Source organism: Flavobacterium sp. 1355 (genome assembly GCF_017833415.1).
Classification (GTDB): domain Bacteria; phylum Bacteroidota; class Bacteroidia; order Flavobacteriales; family Flavobacteriaceae; genus Flavobacterium.
Map to the genome: position 1 here is coordinate 95,272 of NZ_JAFICC010000003.1, position 14,915 is coordinate 110,186.

A 14,915-nucleotide genomic window follows, 5' to 3' on the forward strand; every position below is an offset into this window, starting at 1 on the left:
ATTATTTAATCTAAAATTATGATTTCAAATCACATAAAAGAAGATATTAAAATATTGATATTAGAAGATAATACTGCTGATGCGGATTTACTAGTGCGCCATCTAACAAAAGCCGGATTATCGTTTGTTTCAAAAGTCGTTGAATCAAGAAAATCATTTGAAGATGGTCTTGAAAACTTTTTACCCGATATTATTTTGTCAGACTACTCTCTTCCGTCATTTGATGCAGTTTCTGCTTTTAAAGTGATAAAAGACAAGAATCTCAATATTCCTTTTATAATAATTTCCGGTACAATTGGAGAAGAAAATGCTGTAATGCTTATAAAAGAAGGCGTAACTGATTATGTTTCTAAAAATAATTTCTCATCCTTACTGCAAAAGATAAGCCGTGCGCTCAAAGAAGCTGAGGAATTGGTTGAAAAAGAAGATCTGCTGCAGAAACTAAAAATTCAGACTGCGGCACTACTGGTAGCCAATCAGGAATTGGGATTTCAAAATGCTGAGAAAGAAAAAAGGGCTATTGAACTGCTCAATGCAAATAAAGAACTTCTTGCCTTTAATTTTATTTCTAGCCATGACCTTCAGGAACCGCTTAGGAAAATTCAGATTTTCATTTCTATAATGATGGATAAAGAGATGAAAACCATGACTGAAGACGGGAAAAACAGCTTAAAACGAATACATGTAGCGGCAACCCGAATGAGACAGCTCATTGAGGACCTTATGGACTTTTCCAGAGTCAGTACCAACGATCATCATTATGAGATGAGCGATCTAAAGGATATTATCGAAGATGTAAAATCGGAACTTACAGATACAATTCATCAAAAAAAGGCTGTTTTTAAAGTAAAAGGATTAATGCCGGTAAATATAATAGCTTTTCAATTTCGCCAGCTTATTTATAATTTAATGAGCAACTCGCTAAAATTCTCAATACCAGAGATTCCGCCTCAGATTACCATACAATCTGTTATGCTTAAAAATAAAGAATTCAGGCTTCTTAATCTGCCAGAAAGCCCACAGAAATGTGATTACTGGCACCTTAGTTTTCAGGATAACGGAATTGGTTTTGAAGCTCAGTATAACCAAAACATTTTTGTTATATTTCAGAGGCTGCATCACACTGAGGATTATTTAGGAACAGGAATTGGTCTGGCCATAGTCAAAAAAATTGTAGAAAATCACAACGGTATTATAATCGCTGATGGAAATTTAAACAACGGTGTTACTTTTAATATTTATATACCGGTAGTTAAGGATTTCAATAAAAAAAAGGGCGCTTTTAAAGTTAATAAAGAAAATTCAGGTGCAATACCTGTTAAACAGCAAAACGCATTTGAAATGCATTAGAACATCTTAGCAATTTCAACTTGTTTAATAGACTTATTGATGGAATGCATTTGTTTTTTTGCATTTCAAAAAAAAACAGGCAAAACTTCCCAGGCACATTTCAAATAAAATTAATTAATTTAGCTAAGATTGATTTAAGCTGATTTTAAATACTTACGCATTGTAATTAATTTTTTATACGCCTTACTTAATAAGAAAACACGACCGAAAATTAAAAATTCTATTATAAAACAAAAGAATGCTTGACAACTTCCCTTTTTATCTGGGTATATTAATTGTTATTTTATTGCTCATTATGCTGGCAAATAAAATAAAGGTGGCTTATCCTGTACTACTAGTATTAGCAGGATTAGTTATTAGTTTTATTCCCGGTGTACCGGTTATTAACATCGAACCTGAACTTATATTCTTTATCTTTCTGCCTCCGTTATTATATGAAGCAGCGTGGACTGTTTCCTGGAAAGAAATGTGGCGCTGGCGAAGAATTATTACAAGCTTTGCTTTTGTAGTCGTTTTTCTTTCTGCACTTTCGGTAGCACTGGTTGCAAACTATATCATTCCGGGTTTTTCATTGGCATTGGGCTTTGTACTCGGTGGTATTGTTTCTCCGCCCGATGCAGTGAGTGCAGGTGCTATTTTAAAGTTTGTCAAAGTACCAAAAGCGATTTCGTCTATTTTAGAGGGCGAAAGTTTATTGAATGATGCCTCATCATTGATTATTTTCAGATTTGCGATGGTCGCAGTTGCCACAGAACAGTTTCTATTTTACAAAGCAGCTGCAAGTTTTAGCTGGATGATTATCGGCGGGGTATCCATCGGCTTATTGATCGGATGGCTTTTTATGAAAGCACACAAATATTTACCGACTGATGCCAATGTTGATATTGTCCTGTCGCTGCTTACACCTTATATTATTTACCTCGCAGCCGAGGAAGTACATTGCTCCGGTGTACTGGCTGTAGTAGCCGGAGGACTGCTTTTATCTAATAACAGGCATCGTTTTCTCAGCAGCAAATCACGTCTGCGCGGTGTAAATGTTTGGGAAAGTTTCTGTTTTATATTAAATGGATTTGTCTTTATGCTAATCGGATTAGATTTGCCACAAATTACTAAAGGGCTTGAAGAAGTAAGCCTTCCATCTGCAATTGGTTATGGGGTTATAATAACTTTGGTTTTAATAGTAAGCAGAATGCTTTCTTCTTATGGGGCTGTAGTGGTTACATTGATTGCCCGCAACTTTATCACTGTAGCCGATAGCCGAAACCCCGGCATAAAAACGCCTTTTATTCTTGGATGGACCGGAATGCGTGGTGTGGTTTCGCTGGCAGCAGCATTATCCATACCTGTTTACTTGAATAATGGAAATGGTTTTCCACAGCGTAATCTTATATTGTTTATCACCTTTATTGTTATTCTTCTGACTTTATTAATTCAGGGGTTGACGTTGCCATATTTTATCAGAAAAATTAAACTTACTGATATTTATGATCCTGTACCCCGCGATGAAGCCTACAATACTATACGTCAGGAATTATCACATTTTGCTATCAATTATCTTAAAACCAAATACAGCAATGAGCTCGAAACTCATACTTCATTGCAGCACCTTATTCAAAAATGGGAACTTCACAGTAATGGTATAGATGATGAATCAATTGGAGAAGATCTTAAAGTTATTTATCTCGATTTGCTAAATAAACAAAGAGAATGGCTTAGAAATAAAAACAAGGAAGATCAGACACTGGATGAGTATGTTATCAGAAGGCAAATGCATTATTTAGATATTGAAGAAGAAAAGCTAAGATACCTTTAGTGTCTAAATATATATTTTTGAATAATTTTAATCAAAAAACAACTGCCGATTTAAAATATTTTTTATATACTTTGAATAGCTGAATAATTCCCATAGCAATAAAAAACAATGGGATAAAAACCGGTAATATGTATTTTGAAAACTGATTTATTTGTTGAAATACCGTTTGCAATACTATAATCAAGCTAAACATTCCTAAGAAAATCCCAACCAAAGTTCCGGCAATGTAATAATACTTTAACTTACCATCGGGAGTTATATAATGTTGATTAAGTAAATAAAGATTCCAACTGGTCCAAAAAGGAAGCTGCAAAAAATTAAGACAGTTTAAAACCACTCCAATTACAAAGGGTGAATACAGCATATATTGGCGCAGCTGATTATCGGGCTTTGCCGGCTGATTAAAATTCAAATAAAAAACAAAAGCCAAAACAAATAAAAATGCTACTGAAAACAAATCTATAAATTTCATGAGCTTTTTATTTCTTACCAGTTGTTTTGCAAAAAGCAGAGTGAAATAAATAACAAAAGTTTCAACAAAAACGACTCCGAACAAAAACAAAACTAAATTATGAAGTCCCGATTTTGAATAAATTTCCAATCCTGCCAGATTTAGATATCCTAATGGAATTGAACCCAGAAAGCTAACCAGAAATCCAACGGAGATGTTTTTTAATCTTTTCATTTTAAAAATTAATGATTTTGTTATTATGGGCCAGATGAAGTCTGTATTCCCGCATTCCAACCTTATAATCCAAATACGGCACACCCATTTTATGATTTTCAACACTTATTTCATACATATAAGTAATATGTCTGGCCAGTTCTTTCCAGGCAAACCAAACCGAATGTTTAGGATCATAAATATGTGTTGGTTCGCTTGCCGCACCATTGAGTTCAACAATTTGGAAATTTTCTCCGCGTTCCAGCTCTTCAAAAGTGTTGTACATAATATCAAATCGCCCAAAATAGAATTCGGGAATCTGAGTAGCAATTTCATTGATCATTGCAGTTAATTTTGGTGTAATCAAATTGCTTCCGTCAAGAAATTTGGCACCACGGCAATGATTTCCAAACGGAACCAGATTTATAGTTTCCCCTTTATGCAAAATTTGGTACAACTCATCTCCGTATTCTTCTTTTAAAACATCCAACTGCAGTTCAAAACGTGGAGTCTGTTTAATCAGTTCTTCAATAGTCGATTTTCCGTCACCTGTAACAATCAGAAATTCTTTAGAAACAATACCGGTTATTTTCCCATTTTTTTGAAGCGGATGCCGTACGTAAAAAATCCCCACTTCATTTTGAAACGGAATCAGGTTTTGTATCAAAAAATCAAAATTTGCCTTTTCAGCATACTCTTTTAATTCAGATACTGTTTTGATTTTCTTTACACCAGACCCACGCAGACCAATATCAGGTTTGGCTATTAGTGGAAAATAAATTTCTTTTTCTACAACTGCATCTACAATTTTCCTCAAATCAGTATTTTCTTTTATCAAAATAGTTTTTGGATAATATTTTTTAGGAAGCAAATCGTAAATCTGCTTTTTACTTTCCATCATAAATCCGCCATTTTTTATTTTTGGATTTGATGCATTAAAAAAGAAAATCGATTTTGCTTTGATGGCGTAATAAGCCCAAAGAAAATAAATAGGAACATATAAAACCTGAAACGGCCAATACTCCCAATTGCTGATTTTATGGATAAATAGTTTCATTGGCAAAAAATTTAAATACTAATAAAAGAGGACAAAAAATCTTCTGTTTTAACCAGGTCATAATAACGCAAAACACATTTGTTCTTTTCAATTACGGCCTGTGTTATACTCAATGTCTTCAGAACATTTTCTCTATTGATGATCAGGCCATTTTCTGAATCACCTGGTTCGGTATTTCGGTGAAAATCGAGCATTTCTGAGGTCGAAATTTCTTTTTTGCCTTTCAGGAAATCAAAAAACCAGTTTGACCTTTCCTGTCTGATTTCATTCGGATATAAAGTAACAGACGACCAAATATGATTTTGATTTCGATCTAATATTTTTTTGATTTTTACAAGTCCGTCCCAGATCAATTCATACAATTCTTCCTGCTGATACAAAACCAAAGTAAAGGGCTCAATGTCTTCCAGATTAATCTGATCCCAAAAATCCTTTGGCGAATCACTTGAAATTATATCCAGGGCAATTAGTCCGCGGCTTTTTCTGTAAAAAAGCTCTGGTACATGTTTAATTTTTCCGCCATTCAAAAGCACTAAAACAGTTCCGTTTTCATCAATTACGAACCAGGTCCCTCCTCCTTTTGGATCTTTTGGATACATAATATTTTTGCCGTTTTGACAATAATTTTTAGGCGCAACCGCACTTGGGCGAATCACATTTTCATCGCGGTTTGAGGTTATAATTACACCCTCACGACCAGTTACAAAACTTACTGTACACATTGTTTTCTATATTCTATAGTGGAGCGGGCTACACCAAAATTTTCATTAATCAAAATATTTTCAAATTGTAAAACTGCCACTTTGATCAAAGCCTGATGATGAATACAATGCTCCAGATTATAAAGCAGTTCCCTGTAATAATTACTTTGGATCCTGATGTTGAGTCCGTCAATAATCTGTTCGAGACAGATTATTTTGTTTTCACTCTTCAAACCCATTTTTATGGCCGCAATGCATTGTTTGGCAAACTCGGTTTCGGTTTGAATTCGATTATTCCGTTCCCGGTTATCATAATTTAAAATTCCCAAATCATAACTATTTTCAAGACATTGAAACATCTCCAAAATATGTCGGGTATGTTCGCCAATTGTGGCGTTGCTCAAGGCCTGGCAGGATTTTGAGTAATCCTCGTCAGACAATTGATCTAATAGGTATAGTAATTCGTCTAAACTATGGTGTATGGATTTTAACAGCATAACTATTTTAAATTTAGAAGATTAAACAATTTATTTTTATCCAGATAAAGCAATAGAAAACAGCTTAATAAAGTAATAGCAGCCAGGCCAAAAAGTAGCCCGCCATCATTTTTAATTTCAATTCCTAAGACAAATAAATGCGATGCAATAGCTCCGGCCATTATTCCTATTCCGCCAATTGAGCCAATCCATGTTGCCTTGGGAATTAAAATTAAAATCGCGACAATCAGCTCTGCTACTCCTGAACCAATTCTGCCGTAAGGCTCTATTCCTAATTTCGAAAATATATAGATACTTTCTTCTGCCCCGCTGAATTTAAAAAACAGTGTCTGCAATAAGATACCCGAAGCCACAATCCTGAAAATCCATTTTATAATTTCCGTTTTCATGACTCTTATTTATATATTTTTTTCCAGTTATTATCTGCCTTAACTTTTAAATTAGCTTCATCCGGATTCCAGCTTTTCAAAGTATTATTAAAATAGGCATTGTAAAATAGATATAATTTACCATCAATAATTTTAAAAGTTTCAGGATTTATTTCAACTTTCCCACCTGAGCTTCCCATCGCATACGCACACCAACCGCCATATTGAGGTTCATATTTTGAAGGATTTTTTAAGAAGGTTTCTTTATTTTCAGTTGAGGAAAATTTATAAACCACACTATGATAAGATACTGAAATATCTTTCTTTCCTTTAGTTGCTTTTCCCTGAGTAAAATATCCAACCGGATCATAACCCAAAATAGCCACTTTGTTTTCTAAATTATATTCCGTAATTCTTTTTGAATCATTTTGAGCAAATGAAATTCCTGAGATCAAAATCAATATTAATACTACTGCCTTTTTCATCTTTAATTATTTAAGCTTTTTAATACTGAAACCAACAATTCTGCTGAAATACGATGTTTGAAATCTGGTGCAATATATTCGAACAGAATCTCATTCTCAGTATTTACTACAAAAACAGAAGGAACTGGTAAAAAGTTAGTATTGACTCCATTAGAATGTACGCTAATTACTGATTTATAGTTTTCAGGAGCTTCAAAAGCTATTCCGACTGCTTTAATTAATTCTCCTTGTGAGTCAGAAAGCAAAGTGTATCCTACCTTATCTTTTTCTGCGGTGGTTTTTAGATTTGCAGGCGCATCAGGGCTTATGGCAATAATTTGAAATCCCTGATCCAGAATTTGTTTTTCGGCTTCTGCCAGGGCCTGTAAATGCATATTGCAATACGGACACCAGCCTCCCCTATAAAAAACTAAAATGCTCTTTTTCTTTTTAAGTAAATCAGCAAGTTGAACATCTGTACCTTCAGATGATTTTAAAATAATATCCGGAATTTTCTCTCCTATTAATAAAGGAGCAATATCAGTCGCAGATTTGGGAACTGCGTTTTGTGCATCAGCAACCGTAGTAAGGGTTACTAAAAAAATAAAAAGTAATTTTTTCATAATTTAAGGTTTACATCTTTTTGATGATGTAAAACTACTTTACTATGAAAAAGCAAAATGTCGGCTAATTTACAATTGACCTAAAATAATTATAATTTGGTAATATCGTGAATAACAATTTCTTTTCTCTTATAGCTCAAAATATGATTCGTTTCCATTTCATTAAGCAATTGCGTAGCTGTTTGTCTTGAAGTACAAATAATCTGGGCAATATCACTTTGAGTTAAATAATTTTCGATGATTATTGAATTTCCGTTTGCAGTGCCTTCTTTTTCTGCCCAGTCTTTTAGAAACTGATATAATCTGGTTTTGGCATCTTTGGAAATTAAATTAGAATAGCTGTTTTTGATGCGCTTCATTTTTAAGCCTACAAATTTGGTATATGAAAGCGCCAAAGTTGGATTTCTCAATAATAAGTCTTCAAAATCAGACATTAAAAAACTACAGATTGCAACATCATCAGAAAGGACTTTTGCATATTCTTCATTTTTATTATCGGATTCTAAAGTCAGTTCGCCAAATAAATCTCCTTTTTGAATGATGTCTTTTATGTTTTCATTGCCATTATCATCAACGGCAACAATCTTGATATTTCCTTTTTTAAGCAAAAATATTCGGGGCACATCCGAAGAAGAAAAATAAATAATTTCTCCTTTTGAAGCTTTTTTAAAACCTGTAATGATGCACAATTGCTTTATTTGCGAATAGCTGAGTGTCCTGAACAGTTTGTGATCCCTCAAGTACCAGTATTTTAAATCTTCATACATATTTACATCATTATATAGCGTAAATATAGTTTATTTTGAAAAACAAAAACACAGTCGACATTTAACTATCAGTTTTTAAGCTATTCAGATATTATTTTTTTGCGGTGTTCAATTCCCCAATCTGTCAGATTATTAATAATAGTCTGTAGTGTTTTTCCGTGGTCTGTCAATGTATATTGAACAGTTATAGGCTGCGTTTCCAAAACAGATCTTTTGATCAATTTGTTTATTTCTAATTCTTTTAATTCCTTACTCAGCATTTTGTTCGAAATACCCGATACATCGTTCAAAATGTCCGAAAATCTTCTTTTGTTGTAAAAGCAGATAGATGATATAATGGCGATTTTCCATTTTCCGCTAAGGACATCCATTGAGTCCTGAACGGCCATCATCTCTTTTTTATGCTGCTCTTTTTCAAGTGGTTTGCACTCCATAATGTTACTTTGTTACTTCAAGGTTACTGTTACTTTTAGTTACAAAGTTACTAAAATAAATTAATCCATTCTACATTTGCATCTTCAACATTTTAAAAATATAAAAATGAGCAAATTAAAAAACAAAGTAGCAATTGTTACCGGTGCATCAAAAGGTATTGGTGCAGCTATCGCTAAATATTTCGCGGCAGAAGGCGCAAAAGTTGTAGTGAATTATGCATCTAGTAAAGAAGATGCTGATAAAGTGGTAAAAACTATAATAGATAATGGAGGACTGGCCATTTCTGTTCAGGGTGATGTGTCTAAAGAATCTGACGTTATACGATTATTTGAAGAAACAAAAAATGCTTTTGGCGCATTGGATATCCTGGTAAATAATGCCGGTATTTATCAATATGCACCTATCGAAGAAGCGTTAGAAGAATCATTTCATAAACAATTTAATACCAATGTTTTGGGGTCTTTGTTTACCATTCAGGCAGCTTTAAAATTGTTTGGTGAAAAAGGAGGAAACATTATCAATATCAGTTCGGGCGCGAGTAATACGCCATTACCTACAGGTGCCGTATATTCTGCAACTAAAGCGGCACTGGATGCCATTACTATTTCTTTGTCGAAAGAATTTAGCGGAAGAAATATCCGCATCAATTCTATCTTACCCGGTGTTGTAGAAACAGAAGGTTCACACAGTGCTGGATTTATTGGCAGTGATTTCGAAGCAAAATTGGTTGCCACTACCCCACTTGGCCGTACCGGACAGCCTGATGATATTGCAAAAGTAGCAGTATTTCTTGCCTCTGAAGAGGCAGCGTGGATCACTGGAGAAAAAATTTCTGTATCCGGAGGTATCTACGGTATCTAAACCATTAATTATAAACTGAAAAACAAAATGAGTAAATTAAAAAATAAAGTAACTGTAGTTACAGGCGGTAACAGCGGAATTGGATTTGGTATTGCGGAAGCATTCAAAAATGAAGGCGCCGTTGGTGCTATTACAGGAAGAAATGAGAAAACATTAAATCATGCTGTTGAGATTCTGGGCAATAATTTTATTAGTATCCCTGGTGATGTCACGAATGCAGATGATCTGGAAAATACATTCAAAAAGACCTTCGAAAAATTTGGCAAAATTGATGCCTTGGTCGTAAATGCCGGAGGTATTGTAGACGGTGTTCCTCTGGGTACTATCGATACTGTTACAGAGGAAAATTATGATAGTTATATGGATCTTAATTTGAAAAGTGCCTATTTCACAGTACAAAAATCACTTCCGTATTTAAATGACGGTGCATCAATCATACTAATCGGATCGAGTGCTGCTCATCGCGCCGCGCCGGGAATGGCTATTTATTCGGCAGCAAAAGCGGCTATTATTTCATTGGCCAAAGGCTTATCGCTGGATCTTTTACCAAGAAAGATAAGAGTCAATACACTTTCACCAGGTTCTATTGACACACCTGTTTTTGGCAAAATTGTACCAGAAGAACAATTAGCACAAGTGAAACAACTCTGGATCGACATTACGCCAGTTGGCCGACAAGGTCTCCCGTCTGATATTGGAAATGCTGCTGTATTTTTAGCCTCAGACGAATCGGCATTTATAGTGGGAACAGAAATTCTTTCGGATGGTGGCCTTACTAATATCAGCTTAATGAAATGATTTAACCTATATAGTTTATAAGCTGTTTATAAGAAAGATAAGTAAATAAAAGACTCCATTATTTCAATGGAGTCTTTGTGTTTTTTCAGGAACATGTATCAAAAGCAAGTTAATTCAAACTAAATTTACTTATCTTCTTTGTTGTTAAGCCTCGAACTTCCCTGATCCGGATATTGAATGCTATCTTTCAATTCCTCCACGCGTTGGGGATCAAATCCCGGCAGCTGCAGTTCGTTATTTTCCTTCCATTTGGCTACAATATTGGAAACTGCCTCGGACTTTTCATCCGATGGCGGGTTATCCTTTGCCATATATAATGTTTGTGAAGGATAAGCCAGTGCGGTACCGCTTTTTTCTATAATATCCATCATTCGGAGGAGTAAATCTTCCTGTATTTCTTGTGAGATGTCAAAATTGACGGCTTCTATATAGGCCGTAACCTCTACTTTCAGCGCATCTGCTGTTACACCTGTAAAACGTACCACCACGGGAGGTAAGTTGATTATTCCGGGATGTGCGTAGAGCAGGGATCGGAGTTCTACCAGCAAATAGCGCATCTGATCCGGTGTGGTCTGCATCCTGAAATTTAGTATCGGATTAAATAGAAAACGATCACGATGGGCAAAATTTTCTATTTTACTAGCCGAGAGCTGTCCGTTTGGAATGGTTACAATGGTACGGGCAGCAGTACGCAATGTTGTGGATCGCATTCCGATAGATTCAACAGTCCCTTTGATATCGTCAATCCGGCAGTAATCTCCAACCCTGAGCGGCTGGTCGGCAATCAGGCTTACGCTGCCTACAAAATTCTCGATAGTTTTTTGCGCCCCCAGTGCCAGTGCTATACCTCCTATTCCCAGTGCGGCTAGCCCGGCTGTCACATCTACCCCGATAATACCCAGTATGGCAATAATACCGATACAGACAATAGCTACCTTGGTGGCACGGCTTAAAAACAAAACGACAGATACGGCCGAGATACGGCCTTTTCGGGTCATCCTGCTGCGTGCATACAAACTTAAAAAATCGGTAATTCTCCAGAGCAGGATCAGAAAAGCAACAATCCCGATGGTGATGATAATGATGCCAAAACGCTGACGCACGATAATCGAAATCCCCATACGCTGGGTAAAAGCTACAAAAATCAGTACTGTAAGGTACATGTGCACCGGCAGGGAAAAAGCCTCAATAATCGCATTCCCTTTTTCGCTTTCTGCCTTTTTCCAGACTTTCTGAAGGACAAAAATGAATATGAAAATCAGCATTCTGGAAAGCAGAAAAGACACTATGGTCATCACTACTACAACAGCCCAGTGACCAATGGGAACATTTCCAAATTTGCGTTCGAGCAATACAGGTGGCAATATTCGATCCAGAAAGGTCTTTTCGACTTTGATATCGGCAGAGCGAACAGACTCAACAGTTTCGGCAGAAAAAAGCCAGAGAGCGGGTTCATTGTCTTCAGACTGGTTTTCTAAATAGAGTGGCAATACGATTTTGCCGGCTATTATATTACCCACCAGATCAACTCCCTGAGCCAGATCATCGTCTGTACGTCCGGTTTCCTTATTGCTAATGATAGAAGATGGTGCTACATTACCACCCTGATCGAGCAGCTCCTCAAAGGTTTTTGCTATCCGTATCCTTTCAGCTGTCTTACGGTAAGAGCGTTTGCTAAGTACAAAATACTGACTGGCACGCAGGTAGTTCTGCTCGCCAATTGCTTTTATAAAACCATTGACCGTTCCCTGAGGTGTTCTCCTTCCAAGAGAATCTTCGGGAACTTCCGCTGGTTCTTCAACTGGAGTCTTTGGCACACCCAATAACTGGGCACTAGCCTTTACGGGCATAATTACTAATGCCAGCAAAATCAATAAATGTGTTAGTAAACGCTGAACTCCTGCAAACATATTCTTCCTATTTTCCAGATTTATATCTTAAAAATAAGAAATATAAAAATTAAAAGAAATTTTTATAAAATATTTTAACGGTATTATGATAGAACTTTAATGCTTTTGGCTGAGATAATTTTCTGTAAAACCTAATTTGACTGCTAAGCCCTATTCGTCATCAGACTCTTCTATCGAGGTAATTTTAATATCATCTTCTTTCAGTGATTTTAAAAAATCATCCGCTTCAAATGCCTGCCCAAGGGTAACGACGCCTTTTTCTTTTGCTTTTCCAAATACAATCCCGTTAACTACCTGAGCTACCAGTGGCGCTGTCACTGCATAAATATCCTGGCCGTTCGCGGCTATTTTTCTTGTTTTATTTCCGTTTCTTGAAACCACTTCCATGCTAAACTGCTGGGATGAGCGGTTCTTTTCATCTATTGGTTCAGGTTCCGGGGTTTTGGTATCTCTGAGTTCCTCCAAAGCATTTCGGCTGAGATAGGTATTCACTGTATTGACATTCAAATGACTTGAAATCGTAATAATCTCCGAAAGTGGAAGACTTATCACCTCTTGTACGCCAACAAGGTTTTTGAAGTCCCATACTTTCGAAGAGGTCTCCTCCATCTCCTGCAGCTTATTATCTTTAAAAATCAATCTTTTATAATGATTTCTTTCTCCTGTCAATCGTGTTCCCTTGGTGGGATGCCAGGAGTCCAGGCCAATATAAACGCTGATTTCATCAGTGTGTTCCCAGTCACTGGTTAATGCTGTTGCCAGAAGATCGGCTAATCCGCCGTAAAAGGCAGCTGCAGGAATCACCAGGATTCCTTTTTTACTGGCTTGTTCTGAGAACTCTTCAAAAATATCCAATACAGATTTTTGTTCTGCTGTCAAATCTATATAATGACTTTCTGATTGTAAAGCTGATTTGATTATTGGTGCGGCTGTATCCAGATAAGGCCCTGCACAGTTTATAATAATTTCTACGTCTGTGAAAGCATTATCCAGAGACGTGGCATTATGAATGTCTGCTGTTTTTAATTCTAAATCTGGATAAAGTCTGCCAAGATCGGCTAACTTCTTATAATCCCTTCCGCTAAGAATGAGATTTTTATATCCTTGCCTGTAAAGTTCTGACACTATAAACTTTCCAGTATGTCCATAAGCTCCGTAAACTGCAATCCTGTTATCCATAAGTAGCATTTTTTAGTTCTTGTTTTCCTCTTTTTGCACATCTTCACATCAAATAATATGCAAATCGTCTTACAAAGAAAATACTATAATAGCTCTGAAACAAGTAGTTACCAAAAAGTGTCCTGCGAACCAAAACCATACTATTTCTGATTATCAGTGCTTTAAATTCAGAAAAAAAATAAAAACATTACGAAAGTATTTAATATTCTCAGAATTGATTCTTATAGAAAACCTTAAAAATTTAGATTGGTTTTATTACTATTCAAAAAAATTGAAATACTAACTGAAGGCATTTCTAAAAAGTAACACTAACAACGTTCTGAAAATTGCCAGATTACATAAAATTATAATATATTCTATAAAAAAAAACATTACTATTAGAAAATTAAAATGAATTTTAATCATCTTTGTGACCACTTACCCAATATACTTTTATTGCATTGCAAACATGAAATAAGTCAAAGGTACTATTAGAACTAAAATTTATAATTAATGATACAAACAGACCAGTCAAAAAATGATTTAACAACCATAAGCTTAATCTCATTGTTAATTGTTTTAAAAAGAGAATATAAAATAATTTTATTGATTACCTTATTTTCTGCTATTATTGGATTTTTTTACACAATAAGCATTCCAAAAGAATATACTGCTACTGGCAAAATCATGCCTGAAATTGCCTATAAAGCTACTAATGGCATGGGAGGATTATATGAAGTATTAAAGAAATTCAGTAATAACTCTGATTTATACAATACTGAAATTACAAGCTCAGAGCTGTATGCCGAAATTCTTAAAACAAATGATTTTTACAATTATATTTTTTCTAAAAAAATAAAAGCGACTAATAATGAGCAAGTAAGTTTTGAATACTATTACTATAACATTTTAGAGAATAAAAATTTATTTGATAAATTAGGAAAATCAAACTCTAATACCAGCAATAAAATCATGCGTTATAGCGCCATACAGGATATTCAAAAAAGAATTACAATAACTAATACCACAAAAAAAAACAGTGTTATACTGGTTAATGCAAAAATGCCCGACCCAGTTGTTGCTGCTGAAATTGTTAATTTCACAATTAGTTACCTCACAGCTTATATAACCAAATATCGTACAGAGAAAGCTCGTCAAGACTTATATTTTATAGAAAATTTGCGAAAAAATATTTTAAATGATTCTATAAAAGACCAAGCTGTTACAAAAGAAATTAAAAATAGTTTGTTAGCTTCGACTATACAAATGAAAATAAAAATACAGGAAGATACACCAATTTTTCAAATATTAGAAAAAGCTCAAATTCCTGTAATGAGCAGCAATACCCCAACACTATTAATTTTAACTGTAATTATTTTTATAGGTTTTCTAATTGGAATTCTTATCGCATTTTTAAGAGATAATAATTATAAAATATTATTCTATTGA

At 34.9% G+C, this 14,915-nt stretch carries 16 protein-coding genes; 5 read left to right on the forward strand and 11 right to left on the reverse strand.

Features of this window, described 5'->3' with window-relative positions:
* Positions 1-18: 18 nt before the first annotated feature.
* Both JOD96_RS04660 and JOD96_RS04665 read left to right on the forward strand, forming a co-directional pair.
* Complete coding sequence (locus tag JOD96_RS04660; protein WP_209563105.1) at positions 19-1,350, forward strand: hybrid sensor histidine kinase/response regulator; 1,332 nt, start codon at positions 19-21, stop codon at positions 1,348-1,350.
* Between the two features lie 238 nt (positions 1,351-1,588).
* Positions 1,589-3,163: a Na+/H+ antiporter gene (locus JOD96_RS04665; RefSeq protein ID WP_209563106.1), complete on the forward strand. Its 1,575-nt coding sequence runs from the start codon at positions 1,589-1,591 to the stop codon at positions 3,161-3,163.
* Between the two features lie 31 nt (positions 3,164-3,194).
* On the opposite strand, the gene JOD96_RS04670 is transcribed toward JOD96_RS04665, so the two are convergent.
* The 9 genes from JOD96_RS04670 to JOD96_RS04710 all read right to left on the reverse strand — a co-directional run bounded on the left by JOD96_RS04670 (position 3,195) and on the right by JOD96_RS04710 (position 8,738).
* Positions 3,195-3,848 (reverse strand): LysE family transporter, encoded by a 654-nt coding sequence (locus JOD96_RS04670; RefSeq protein WP_209563107.1) that lies wholly within the window; start codon positions 3,846-3,848, stop codon positions 3,195-3,197.
* A gap of 1 nt (position 3,849) precedes the next feature.
* The gene (locus tag JOD96_RS04675) at positions 3,850-4,884 is read right to left on the reverse strand and encodes a D-alanine--D-alanine ligase (RefSeq protein ID WP_209563108.1); all 1,035 of its coding nucleotides are present in this window, start codon (positions 4,882-4,884) and stop codon (positions 3,850-3,852) included.
* 11 nt (positions 4,885-4,895) lie between these two features.
* The gene (locus JOD96_RS04680; protein WP_209563109.1) at positions 4,896-5,606 is read right to left on the reverse strand and encodes an NRDE family protein; all 711 of its coding nucleotides are present in this window, start codon (positions 5,604-5,606) and stop codon (positions 4,896-4,898) included.
* Positions 5,594-6,082, reverse strand: a complete 489-nt coding sequence (locus JOD96_RS04685; RefSeq protein WP_209563110.1) for a DinB family protein — start codon at positions 6,080-6,082, stop codon at positions 5,594-5,596. Before JOD96_RS04685 ends, JOD96_RS04680 begins: the two co-directional genes overlap by 13 nt.
* A gap of 2 nt (positions 6,083-6,084) precedes the next feature.
* Positions 6,085-6,471, reverse strand: a complete 387-nt coding sequence (locus JOD96_RS04690) for a DoxX family membrane protein (protein ID WP_209563111.1) — start codon at positions 6,469-6,471, stop codon at positions 6,085-6,087.
* A 5-nt stretch (positions 6,472-6,476) separates the two neighbouring features.
* The gene (locus JOD96_RS04695; RefSeq protein WP_209563112.1) at positions 6,477-6,935 is read right to left on the reverse strand and encodes a YHS domain-containing (seleno)protein; all 459 of its coding nucleotides are present in this window, start codon (positions 6,933-6,935) and stop codon (positions 6,477-6,479) included.
* Positions 6,936-6,937: 2 nt separating this feature from the next.
* The gene (locus JOD96_RS04700; protein ID WP_209563113.1) at positions 6,938-7,537 is read right to left on the reverse strand and encodes a peroxiredoxin-like family protein; all 600 of its coding nucleotides are present in this window, start codon (positions 7,535-7,537) and stop codon (positions 6,938-6,940) included.
* Positions 7,538-7,626: 89 nt separating this feature from the next.
* Positions 7,627-8,277: a Crp/Fnr family transcriptional regulator gene (locus tag JOD96_RS04705; RefSeq protein WP_245188346.1), complete on the reverse strand. Its 651-nt coding sequence runs from the start codon at positions 8,275-8,277 to the stop codon at positions 7,627-7,629.
* Between the two features lie 107 nt (positions 8,278-8,384).
* On the reverse strand, positions 8,385-8,738 hold the full coding sequence (locus tag JOD96_RS04710; protein WP_209563115.1) for a winged helix-turn-helix transcriptional regulator: 354 nt from the start codon (positions 8,736-8,738) through the stop codon (positions 8,385-8,387).
* Between the two features lie 106 nt (positions 8,739-8,844).
* Here JOD96_RS04710 and JOD96_RS04715 point away from each other — a divergent pair, with 106 nt between their 5' ends.
* Together JOD96_RS04715 and JOD96_RS04720 are read left to right on the forward strand one after the other, a co-directional pair.
* Entirely contained in the window at positions 8,845-9,600 is a 756-nt protein-coding gene (locus JOD96_RS04715) for an SDR family NAD(P)-dependent oxidoreductase (RefSeq protein WP_209563116.1), read from the forward strand.
* A gap of 27 nt (positions 9,601-9,627) precedes the next feature.
* Positions 9,628-10,398 carry an SDR family oxidoreductase gene (locus JOD96_RS04720; RefSeq protein WP_209563117.1) on the forward strand — a complete coding sequence of 257 codons (771 nt, stop codon included), beginning with the start codon at positions 9,628-9,630 and terminating at the stop codon, positions 10,396-10,398.
* A gap of 125 nt (positions 10,399-10,523) precedes the next feature.
* Here JOD96_RS04720 and JOD96_RS04725 read toward each other — a convergent pair whose 3' ends face one another.
* Together JOD96_RS04725 and JOD96_RS04730 are read right to left on the reverse strand one after the other, a co-directional pair.
* Positions 10,524-12,308, reverse strand: a complete 1,785-nt coding sequence (locus JOD96_RS04725; RefSeq protein WP_209563118.1) for a mechanosensitive ion channel family protein — start codon at positions 12,306-12,308, stop codon at positions 10,524-10,526.
* 150 nt (positions 12,309-12,458) lie between these two features.
* The gene (locus JOD96_RS04730; protein ID WP_209563119.1) at positions 12,459-13,487 is read right to left on the reverse strand and encodes a saccharopine dehydrogenase family protein; all 1,029 of its coding nucleotides are present in this window, start codon (positions 13,485-13,487) and stop codon (positions 12,459-12,461) included.
* 492 nt (positions 13,488-13,979) lie between these two features.
* Here JOD96_RS04730 and JOD96_RS04735 point away from each other — a divergent pair, with 492 nt between their 5' ends.
* Complete coding sequence (locus JOD96_RS04735; protein ID WP_262898514.1) at positions 13,980-14,915, forward strand: Wzz/FepE/Etk N-terminal domain-containing protein; 936 nt, start codon at positions 13,980-13,982, stop codon at positions 14,913-14,915.

Bases quoted from the DNA above. Each gene is read 5' to 3' on its own strand.
- JOD96_RS04695 (WP_209563112.1), bottom strand. From the start codon at position 6,935: ATGAAAAAGGCAGTAGTATTAATATTGATTTTGATCTCAGGAATTTCA.
- JOD96_RS04685 (WP_209563110.1), bottom strand. From the start codon at position 6,082: ATGCTGTTAAAATCCATACACCATAGTTTAGACGAATTACTATACCTA.
- JOD96_RS04670 (WP_209563107.1), bottom strand. From the start codon at position 3,848: ATGAAAAGATTAAAAAACATCTCCGTTGGATTTCTGGTTAGCTTTCTG.
- JOD96_RS04660 (WP_209563105.1), top strand. From the start codon at position 19: ATGATTTCAAATCACATAAAAGAAGATATTAAAATATTGATATTAGAA.
- JOD96_RS04700 (WP_209563113.1), bottom strand. From the start codon at position 7,537: ATGAAAAAATTACTTTTTATTTTTTTAGTAACCCTTACTACGGTTGCT.
- JOD96_RS04725 (WP_209563118.1), bottom strand. From the start codon at position 12,308: ATGTTTGCAGGAGTTCAGCGTTTACTAACACATTTATTGATTTTGCTG.
- JOD96_RS04720 (WP_209563117.1), top strand. From the start codon at position 9,628: ATGAGTAAATTAAAAAATAAAGTAACTGTAGTTACAGGCGGTAACAGC.
- JOD96_RS04675 (WP_209563108.1), bottom strand. From the start codon at position 4,884: ATGAAACTATTTATCCATAAAATCAGCAATTGGGAGTATTGGCCGTTT.
- JOD96_RS04715 (WP_209563116.1), top strand. From the start codon at position 8,845: ATGAGCAAATTAAAAAACAAAGTAGCAATTGTTACCGGTGCATCAAAA.
- JOD96_RS04710 (WP_209563115.1), bottom strand. From the start codon at position 8,738: ATGGAGTGCAAACCACTTGAAAAAGAGCAGCATAAAAAAGAGATGATG.
- JOD96_RS04735 (WP_262898514.1), top strand. From the start codon at position 13,980: ATGATACAAACAGACCAGTCAAAAAATGATTTAACAACCATAAGCTTA.
- JOD96_RS04680 (WP_209563109.1), bottom strand. From the start codon at position 5,606: ATGTGTACAGTAAGTTTTGTAACTGGTCGTGAGGGTGTAATTATAACC.
- JOD96_RS04665 (WP_209563106.1), top strand. From the start codon at position 1,589: ATGCTTGACAACTTCCCTTTTTATCTGGGTATATTAATTGTTATTTTA.
- JOD96_RS04730 (WP_209563119.1), bottom strand. From the start codon at position 13,487: ATGGATAACAGGATTGCAGTTTACGGAGCTTATGGACATACTGGAAAG.
- JOD96_RS04690 (WP_209563111.1), bottom strand. From the start codon at position 6,471: ATGAAAACGGAAATTATAAAATGGATTTTCAGGATTGTGGCTTCGGGT.